Source organism: Lactococcus sp. UBA7128 (assembly GCF_002492185.1).
GTDB lineage: Bacteria > Bacillota > Bacilli > Lactobacillales > Streptococcaceae > Lactococcus > Lactococcus muris.
This window is the reverse complement of the sequence record NZ_DKXK01000055.1, coordinates 1-9226: the sequence shown is the minus strand read 5'-3', so window position 1 is coordinate 9226 and position 9226 is coordinate 1. Positions and strand designations below refer to the sequence as shown.

9 protein-coding genes are annotated in these 9226 nt (G+C 41.0%); 6 read left to right on the top strand and 3 right to left on the bottom strand.

Annotated elements, in window-relative coordinates:
• The 6 genes from B4H39_RS06300 to gndA form a co-directional block, all read left to right on the top strand.
• Positions 1–1573 (top strand): hypothetical protein (locus B4H39_RS06300; protein WP_286927544.1); only part of this gene is annotated, 1573 nt, incomplete at its 5' end.
• 146 nt (positions 1574–1719) lie between these two features.
• On the top strand, positions 1720–2643 hold the full coding sequence (hprK, locus tag B4H39_RS06295; RefSeq protein WP_202231559.1) for an HPr(Ser) kinase/phosphatase: 924 nt from the start codon (positions 1720–1722) through the stop codon (positions 2641–2643).
• Positions 2644–2653: 10 nt separating this feature from the next.
• Positions 2654–3439: a prolipoprotein diacylglyceryl transferase gene (lgt, locus tag B4H39_RS06290; protein WP_251423928.1), complete on the top strand. Its 786-nt coding sequence runs from the start codon at positions 2654–2656 to the stop codon at positions 3437–3439.
• Positions 3440–3570: 131 nt separating this feature from the next.
• Positions 3571–3990 (top strand): DUF948 domain-containing protein, encoded by a 420-nt coding sequence (locus tag B4H39_RS06285; RefSeq protein WP_202231561.1) that lies wholly within the window; start codon positions 3571–3573, stop codon positions 3988–3990.
• 1 nt (position 3991) lies between these two features.
• Positions 3992–4558, top strand: a complete 567-nt coding sequence (locus tag B4H39_RS06280; RefSeq protein WP_202231562.1) for a YtxH domain-containing protein — start codon at positions 3992–3994, stop codon at positions 4556–4558.
• Between the two features lie 123 nt (positions 4559–4681).
• Positions 4682–6103 (top strand): NADP-dependent phosphogluconate dehydrogenase, encoded by a 1422-nt coding sequence (gene gndA / locus B4H39_RS06275; protein ID WP_251423925.1) that lies wholly within the window; start codon positions 4682–4684, stop codon positions 6101–6103.
• A gap of 256 nt (positions 6104–6359) precedes the next feature.
• Here the strand turns inward: gndA and B4H39_RS06270 are convergent, their stop codons facing one another.
• From B4H39_RS06270 to B4H39_RS06260, 3 genes are read right to left on the bottom strand one after another with little or no spacing between them, the layout of a single operon-like run.
• Entirely contained in the window at positions 6360–7292 is a 933-nt protein-coding gene (locus B4H39_RS06270; protein ID WP_251423922.1) for a metal ABC transporter substrate-binding protein, read from the bottom strand.
• Entirely contained in the window at positions 7289–8143 is an 855-nt protein-coding gene (locus tag B4H39_RS06265; RefSeq protein WP_251423919.1) for a metal ABC transporter permease, read from the bottom strand. The genes B4H39_RS06270 and B4H39_RS06265 overlap by 4 nt, the downstream gene beginning before the upstream one ends.
• Positions 8144–8149: 6 nt before the next feature.
• On the bottom strand, positions 8150–8884 hold the full coding sequence (locus B4H39_RS06260; protein ID WP_251423916.1) for a metal ABC transporter ATP-binding protein: 735 nt from the start codon (positions 8882–8884) through the stop codon (positions 8150–8152).
• Positions 8885–9226: the final 342 nt, after the last annotated feature.

Here is a 9226-nt window from a genome sequence, read left to right as displayed (position 1 = left end):
CCAACGCGCCATTAACGACCGCCTGAGAGATAATCTGGGCGAAGTAGGCGGCCGCGTTCACGATTACTACAACCGTGACACCGAAAACAAGGACGTCTTTGTCGAAAACTATGGGGAGGAGCCTGTCATGGCACGGATTCGTCTGTCTGAGTTCATGGAAATTCGAGGAAGAGGAGAAACAAGTTTCACACCTGTAGTGCCCAATACTGAGCGGGATGCAATTGAAACTTGGACCACCTACATTCCAGAAGGCAACACGCTCACTACTCGTGTGGGGGACTCTGCCGTCTTTAACCAATATAGTAACTTGACCTTTGGTTGGACCCGTCAAGGAGAACATGCGCCTTGGTACTTGCCCACCTTCAACCATGTGGAGAACGACCTGATGACGGCTGCAGCGGGGCATGCGCGAGACTACATCGCTGGCGATAGTGCCACAGACGGTAGTACAGATGGGGCCACTCATCCGGGTACAGGTGAGGATGCCTACTGGCAAGAAGGAGAGAGCTATACAAATGGTCAGGGTCCAACAAGTACAGTCTGGCCCGGAGCTCTTGAGGGCGTTGAACGTACAACAGCACAAAACTTGGCGCAAGACCGTGCCCCACTGACACTTCAGCAATGGTCTGCCTTACCCAATGAGCATAAAATCGGCGACTTCTGGGTTATTGATCAGGAAACAGGCTGGGCTTACTGGGCCAGTCAACTGCAGGAGGGAGAAACCAGTTCTTACCTGTTGGATGCAGCAGTGATGACAGAGACAGCACATGATATCCGTGGTTCTTATTACTACGCTATCCATGTGGACAGTCAGTTGATTACGCCGGACAGTGATTTTGAGGATGAGCCAGAAAGTGGAGAGGTAGAACGTCTGCTTCGTGGTATTCGTAATAATGCGGTGGATGATAACTTTGAAAATCCAGCTTATGATGAGGACAGTCATCCCGATGAGTTTAGATTCAGCGCCATGTATCCGGGACGTATCTTTACCATGGCAGGGGAGCAATACCGCTATCTCGAGGATATGGGTGAGGGGAATCATCTGATTATTCGAAATTATACACTTCCGCGGTCAGCTGATGCTGGGCAACATACTCGTATCTCTAACTGGTATAACGGCCTTAGACAAGAAGTTCAAGACATTGTTTCTCCAGTTGAAAGAAGTTTTAATACGGGACATTCCAGCGAGAGTACATTTCTCTGGAGCAATCCAGACGATTGGAACAGATTGCCAATTAATCTTGATGTTTCTCCAGTCGTTGCATCAGATGTAACAAGGGTTGTTAAAGAGGATGGGATTAAGCGCGCCTTTGCTCTTTCACTGGCAGATTTCGTTAGACTTGCTCAACCTGGTAAAATTTTCTCTACTCCATCAGGACGCGGAGCGGCATATGGTTATCCTTCATCAACAGGTTGGAGATTACGCAGTTTGGGTCCTCCTAATCTAAATCAGTCTATTTGGCACATTGGGATGAATTTGGGCCTTAGGCCAACAAGACTAGCTCTTGTGCAGCCACCTAATTCGGATATTGGAGATCGACCCGCTTTGATTATCCACCAACCAACAAACTAAAAATTCTAAATTAATAAAATATAAACAAGGAATCCAAGGAAAACTTGTTTTTTTATAGCTTTTAACTTAGGGATGAACTGAATATTCTAGAGTGGGAAGGATAATTCTGATATAATAAGTAAAGAAAAAGACGATAGGAGACGGTTATGACAGTCACAGTGCAAGATCTCATAAAAAAAATTAAGTTTAATGTTATCTATTCGACGGAAACAGCGCTTCAAAAAGAAGTGGCGACTTCAGATATTTTACGTCCTGGTTTAGAAATGTCTGGTTATTTTGAGTACTTTACGCCTGAACGGATTCAACTGTTTGGGATGAAAGAGTGGTCTTACATGATGAATGTGGTGGGAGATGCTCGCTATGATATTCTTAAAAAAGTAATGACAGAGCTCACACCAGTCGTTATTGTTGCCCGTAACTTGGAAATTCCTGAGGAGATGATCAATGTTGCCCGTAAGCATGATATTGTGTTGTTGCAGTCACGTGAAACGACCAGTCGTTTAAACAGCATCTTGACTTCCTATTTGGATGAGGAGTTGGCAGAACGTGTGAGCGTACATGGTGTCCTAATGGACATCTACGGTGTCGGCGTTTTGATTCAGGGGGCAAGTGGCATCGGGAAATCTGAAACGGCTTTGGACTTGGTGGCACGTAACCATCGCTTAGTCGCTGATGACCGTGTTGACGTTTTCCAAAAAGATGCTTTCACGCTAGCTGGTGAGCCTGCACCTGTTTTGCAGAATTTTTTGGAGCTGCGTGGAGTTGGGATTATTGATGTTATGAGCTTATACGGTGCGCGTGCTGTTAAAGACCAAACGGATATTGACTTAACGATTTACCTTGAGCCTTATGAAGTGGGCGGCGAATTTGACCGTTTGGGAAATGGTATTAAAAATATCATTCTAGCAGACGTTGAGGTACCACAGATTAAAATCCCAGTGAAAACAGGACGGAATGTTTCAACCATTATTGAAGCAGCAGTGATGAATTACCGGGCTAAAGATATGGGTTATGATGCAACGGAACTTTTTGAAGACCGTTTGACACATTTGATTGAAAACAACAGCTAAGGAGTTGACTGTGAACTATTTTCCAAATTTAGCAATAAATAAAATTGCCTTAGAGCTCGGTCCCTTTTCCATTCATTGGTATGCGATTTTTATTGTTACAGGTGCAGCTTTAGGGGTATGGCTCGCTTGTAAAGAAGCCCCCCGGCGAGGCTTAACGACAGACGATGTGATTGATTTTATCTTATGGGCCTTTCCTATTGGCTTGATTGGTGTACGTGCATATTATGTCGCTTTCGAATGGGGATATTATAGTCAGCATCCAGGTGAAATTATTGCACTTTGGGACGGTGGCGGAGCTATATACGGTGGCCTGATTGCTGGTGCTATTGTCTTGTTTATCTTTTCCTATTATCGAATGATTAATCCACTGGATCTCCTAGATATCAGTGTTCCAGGAGTACTTATAGGGCAAGCCATTGGACGTTGGGGTAACTTTATCAATCAAGAAGCTTATGGTGAGGCAGTGAGTAACTTAAACTACTTGCCTTCCTTTATCCGAGAACAAATGTTTATTGATGGGGCTTATCGTATCCCGACATTTCTCTATGAAAGTATCGGAACGTTTACAGGTTTTCTAATAATTATGATTTTCCGTCATCGTCTTCCAGGATTGAAGCGCGGTGAAATCTTTGCCTTTTACTTGATCTGGTATGGCTTGGTTCGCTTTATCGTAGAAGGTATGCGCACAGACAGCTTAATGCTTGGCGCGTTTAGGGTGTCACAAGTCTTTTCAGCATTGATGGTCATAGCGGGTATTGCTTTCATCTTGATTGGACGTTTAAAAAAAGTTGATTAATAAAAAGTACTTTTCTGGCTAACTAAGAAAAGTACTTTTTATAAAAATATAAATTAGTTTATAAAAAATATTAATTTTGCTATAATAAAGTTAAATTACCGCATAGATTTAAGCGGTTTTGGAGGTGGACTATGGGAGAAATAAGTATTCAAGCTATAGCTTGGTTGATTATTGCAATTGCATTTGCAACCTTGGTTGTTTTCTTGATTGTACTTTTGCTTAAAGTTTCAAAAATTGTTGAAGAAGCTAACCGTACAGTTAAGTTAGTATCCAGCGATGTGGATGTTTTACTCCATCAAGCAGATGGACTGATGGCTAAAGCTAATGTTCTTTTGGATGATGTCAACGGAAAGGTAGCGACGATTGATCCTCTTTTTGTGGCAGTAGCAGAACTTTCAGAAAGCGTAACTGCAGTGAACAAGAGCAGTCGTGATATGGTAGAACGTTTCTCAAGAAAAACAGGAAATGTTGGTCGTTCAGCTTCAACCTTGGTGTTGGCTAAAACAGCAAACAAATTTTTAAAGAAGAAAAAGAAAGTGGAGGATAAATAATATGTCTAAAAAATCAGGATTTTTAGTAGGTGCTTTAGTTGGTGCTGCTGCGGCTTTGTTCTTCGCTCCCAAAAAAGGCAGCGAAATGCGTGAAGATGCAGGAAAAATGTATGGTGACTTCAAAGAGGATCCAGAGGCAGCGCTTAATAATCTGCGCGACTTTTCTGTAGAAAAATTTAATGACATTAAAGCACGCTTTGACTCAGGTGAAATCTCCGCAGATTCTGCGAAAGAATATTTGACAAACAAACGTGATTGGATTAAAGAAAAAGTAGATTCAGGGGAACTTTCTAAAGAATCAGTTGTTGAGTTTTTCAACAGTACACGTGATGCGATTGTCGATAAAATCAATCAAGCCAAAGAAGGCACTGAAGAGCTTTTTGATGAAAATGAATCAGAAATTACAGATGAAGTTGTTGAAAAAGCGGCAGAATTTAAAGAAAAGCTTGATGATAATATTGATACAGTATCTGAAAAAGTTGAAGATAATATCGACTTTGATAAGATTTCTGAAGAAGCAGATGACCTTGAAAAAAAAGCCAAAGAACTTTCAGAAACAGAATGGTAAAAATGAAAAGCTGTCCTCGGGCAGTTTTTGTTTTGTAAAAAATTTACAGTGTTTATATAAGCTTTTGTAAAGAATTTGCGTTATAATAGAGCTATAAAAGATAAAAAAATCGGAGGATTTACAATGACTCAAGCTAACTTTGGCGTGGTCGGCATGGCCGTAATGGGGAAAAATCTAGCCCTCAATGTTGAATCACGAGGCTATACAGTTGCCCTATTTAATCGTACGACTGCAAAAACGGAGGAAGTTGTAGCTGAACATCCAGATAAAAATTTTGTTTTGACAAAGACAATCGAAGAATTCGTAGCTGCTATTGAAAAACCACGCCGTATCATGCTTATGGTACAAGCTGGTCCAGCAACAGATGCGACAATTCAAGCGCTTTTACCACATTTGGATAAAGGTGACATCTTGATTGATGGCGGAAATACACATTTCCCAGATACAATGCGTCGTAATGCAGAGCTTGCAGACTCAGGAATCAACTTCATCGGTACAGGTGTTTCAGGTGGTGAAAAAGGTGCGCTTGAAGGACCTTCAATCATGCCTGGTGGACAAAAAGAAGCTTACGATTTGATTGCACCAATCTTTGAACAAATCGCAGGTAAAGCGCCTCAAGATGGCAAACCATGTGTGGCTTATATGGGTCCTAATGGTGCGGGTCACTATGTGAAAATGGTCCACAATGGTATTGAGTATGGCGACATGCAACTCATCGCCGAATCTTACGACCTCTTGAAACGTGTGCTCGGACTTGACAACGCTGAAATTCAGTCCATCTTTGAAGAATGGAATGAAGGCGAACTGGACAGCTACCTTATCGAAATCACAAAAGAAGTCCTTAAACGTAAAGACGATCAAGGTACAGACGGCTATATCGTGGATAAAATCCTTGATAAAGCTGGCAATAAAGGTACAGGTAAATGGACATCACAAAGTGCTCTTGATCTGGGTGTTCCATTGCCATTGATTACAGAATCTGTCTTTGCGCGATTCATCTCAACTTATAAAGACGAACGTGTGAAAGCAAGCAAGATATTATCAGGTCCAGAAGTGAATTTCTCAGGCGACAAAGCTGAAATTGTGGAAAAAATCCGTCAAGCACTTTATTTCTCAAAAATCATGAGTTATGCCCAAGGTTTTGCTCAACTGCGCCAAGCTTCTAAGGAATACGACTGGGATCTTCCTTACGGTACAATCGCCCAAATCTGGCGTGCAGGATGTATCATCCGTGCAGAGTTCTTGCAAAACATTACAGATGCTTTTGACAAGAACCCTAATCTTGAAAACCTTCTCTTGGATGAGTACTTTATCGATATCACAAATCGCTATCAAGCAGCAGTACGCGACGTTGTGAGTCTTGCTGTTCAAGCAGGTATTCCAGTGCCAACAATTGCAAGTGCAATCAGCTACTATGACAGCTATCGTTCTGCAAACTTGCCCGCAAACTTGATTCAAGCACAACGTGACTACTTCGGTGCGCATACCTATGAACGTACGGATATGGATGGAATCTTCCACTATGACTGGTATACAGAAGATTAATTTGGAAGTCCCTCGCCGAGTTTTCAATCTCGGCCTTCATTCGCCTTGCTTACTTTGCTGTCCATTTATTATGAGAACAGAAAATTAAAGAGTTTGGGCAGAGAGGGAGGCGAAAGTTGATTTTAGCTAAGGCGCACAAACAAAAAGTGCTTAACCACAGCATCATGATGCACGTGGTTAGGCACTTTTTTCATTTTTGGAACTTTTCTCAGTCGTTTTTCACTAGTTCTTTCAACAGGGAGAAATCGTGAAGCATTCATTTCTTTCCATTCAAACCGTCGTAGATGTGAGTAATATTCCATTTGAGCATGTCATAGTAAGTATCCCCCTCTTGCCCCTTATCGGCCAGAGAGTCCGTGAAGATTTTGGAGAAAATAGGGACTCCAGTTTGTCGTGAGACGGCTTCCATTGTTTTAGGGGAAACGCTCGTTTCGACAAAGAGTGCTTTTACACTTTTATCCTTAATGATGTTGTTTATGCGTGTCATTTGTGAAGGTGTACCTTGATTGTCCGTATTGATTTCCCAGATATACTCAGCAGTCAACCCGTATTGTTGAGCAAAATATTTAAAAGCACCTTCACTTGTGACTAGGATACGGTCGTTTTTGGGAATACTGTTGATTTTCTTTTGTGTTTCAGTATCTAATTGCTGTAATTTCTCAGTGTATGTTTTGAGATTTTTCTGATAGATTGCTTTGTTTTGAGGGTCTTTCTTTGAAAGCTCTTTTTCAATATTTTGAGCGTAAAGAATACCATTTTGAATATTAAGCCAAGCGTGTGGGTCCTCTTCGCTTTCTTTCCCTTTTTCACTCAAGTAAATCGGTGACACGCCCTCACTCACCATGAAACTGGCTGCCTCTTTACGACTGTTTTTGATGAGCTTATCAAACCATCCTTTTCCAGTTTCTAGATTTAGACCATTGTAAAAGACAAGGTCAGCCTTTTCTACAGCTTGTGTATCATTGGGTTTAGGGTCGTATAGATGTGGATCAGTTCCACGAGGAACCATGCTATAAACCTCAACGTGATCTTTTCCGATATTTTCAACAATATCAGCAATAATGGAGTAGGTTGTTACAACTTTCAATTTGTTTGAAGCAGCAGTTTCTTCTTTTGGGGCAGCACAGGCTGTAAAAAGGAGAAAGAGTGCGGCTAACACAGCAGCAAGAGCAAGTCGTTTGAGTTTCATAGTGACGTTCCTTTCTTAGTATAGTGGATAAAGCCATTGCGAGGACTGAGGAAAAATGATAAGGCAAAAGCGAGAGCACCTACAATGACGATAGTGGCACTTGTGGGGAGGTCATAGTGAAAGCTCAGGATGACTCCAAGTACGCCAAAGAGAACTCCCAAGATAGAGGACAGAGTAATCATGCGCGGGAGCGTGTTAACCCACAAATAAGCGATAGAGGCTGGAATAATGAGCATGGCAACTACAAGCACAATCCCGACTTGAGCTAAGGCGGAAATAGTGAAGAGAGTAAGAAGAATCATCAGAAGATAATGATAAAAATTATTTTTTAGTCCGTAAGCTTTAGACATGATAGGATCAAAGGAAGTAATGAGTAATTCCTTGAAAAAAAGCTTGACGACAAGAACAACGATGAGTAATAATACAAAAGATTGTATGAGTTCATGTGGTGTAACTGCGAGAATATTTCCAAAGAGAATATGGTTGAGGTCAACACCACTTTCAGCTTTCGTGATTAATACAATGCCCAATGCAAAAAAGCTACTTAGGATAATACCGATAGATGCATCTGTTTTTAAATTGCTGTGCTTGATGATGAACTGGATCAGAATAGCTCCTAAGATGCCTGAAAGGGTTGCACCAATCAAGATGTTAATGCCCAGCATATAAGAAAGAGCTACGCCAGGTAAAACAGCATGAGAGAGGGCATCTCCCATCAGTGACAAACGGCGAAGGACAATGAAGCACCCCAAAATTCCTGAAATGATTCCTAGCAGGAGAGAAGCGATAAAAGCACTCAGCATTGTTACGGTCAGTCCTGTGAGGTCAGAAAGAGAAAATAGAATATCCATCTTGATTTATACCTCGCTTTCTTTGATGATAACATTACCCAAAGCTTCTCCATAAGCACTTTGGAGATTTTTGTTAGTAAAGCACTGGGGAATATAATCTGCACAGACAAGCTTTTTGTTGAGAATAATCAGATAGTCAAAGTATTCTTTTACATTATGAAGGTTGTGGTGCACGATAATGACTGACTTACCTTCTTGTCTCAGCTCTTCAAGAATTTTAATGATAATCTTTTCGCTAATCATATCGATACCAACAAAAGGCTCATCTAAAAAGTAGTAATCAGCCTCTTGGGCCAGGGCGCGTGCAATAAAAACCCGTTGAAGTTGTCCACCAGATAAGTCGCTGAGTGGCTTATCCTTAAAGGCATCAAGACCTAGTCTATGCAAGGCTTGATGTGTTTTTTCTTTCTCTTTCTTCCCCGGATTCTGAAACAACTTCAAATTCGGATAGGTTCCTGTTAGAACAGTATCAAAAACCGTGATTGGAAAACTGAGATCAATTTCGCTACGTTGTGCGACATAAGCAATTTTTCGCTTGAAATTTTTGATAGGTTGGTTATCAATAGTGGCTTTTCCTGACTTGACAGGCACCATCTCTAAGATACTTTTCATCAAAGTTGATTTTCCAGCGCCATTTGGTCCAATAATCCCTGTACAGGTAGCTGCTGGAATGTCTAGTGATATATCGTCTAAGGCTAAGTTTCCTTTATATTCAACGGATAAATTAGTAATCTTTAACATCTCTCCCTCTTCATTTTTAAAAGTTCACAGTGAGTGACTGTTGGCACCCAAGATACTTGGTGTTAATAGCATTTTTTTAGTTTTGAAAATGTGGTCTACTGAAAGCAGCACACGGACCAGTAATAATTTTTTATAAGCCTCTTTTTCTCCAGATTTGAGAAACAGGGTTTTAAACGTGAAACATTATTCATTGTAAGTGAGTTAAATAACATTTTACAGGTTATGCTAAATAAAGTCAAATATTTTATAGGTGAGGCTATAAAAAATGCAGGCGAAGATAAAACCCCGTTCCTATCAGGAAAAAATAAGTGCTACATTCTCTTTTCTCATCAAACACTCATT